The 570-nt window shown below is 33.5% G+C and carries 1 protein-coding gene; it reads right to left on the bottom strand.

Annotation, left to right across the window (positions count from 1 at the left end; genetic code table 4):
* Window positions 1-457, bottom strand: a 457-nt coding sequence (locus N1F73_RS04020) for an Mbov_0396 family ICE element transmembrane protein (protein ID WP_396888706.1), incomplete at its 3' end; no start/stop codon positions are given.
* Window positions 458-570 lie beyond the last annotated feature (113 nt).

The raw sequence follows: 570 nt of genomic DNA on the forward strand, positions 1-570 counted from the left end.
AAATACTTCTAAAAAGTGTTTTATCTAAAGTTAAACTATTAGACCCTAAAACTAAATTCAACATCAAGCCAATAATCAAATTAAATAAATAAACACACACCGGCAGACCAATTAACCACACCGTTCCCACAAGCGAGTTTTTTAACGCAACTCGCACTGGATTTACTCCATCATCGCCTTTATACGCTCACATTCTCAAAGCACTAAAAGCAAATAACAAAACATAAACTAAACTCGATATAATAGCTAATCGTTTAAACATATCAGGTAGCACGGCGAACTCAAATTTTTGCGATAAACTCAAACCAAATAATAAATATTGTGGTAGCCCAACAGCAACTAACTCAAACAGCACCACAATAGCATTAATTAATAGCAATGGCAAAATTACAAACGGGCCATAACCAATCATAAAAGCACCATAACTAATCTTATTTATAACTCCTTCGAACAACACTTTTATGCTCCGATCGCAGACTTAATAATCGAAGTAATTATCGGACTAAGAGCTCATAACACAACTACAGCAATAAGAAAAATTCCTAATCATTTAATTCTTCTCATTTGACC

It is taken from the genome of Mycoplasma sp. HS2188 (assembly GCF_025209835.1).
In the GTDB taxonomy this organism is placed as follows: domain Bacteria; phylum Bacillota_I; class Bacilli_A; order Mycoplasmatales; family Metamycoplasmataceae; genus Mycoplasmopsis.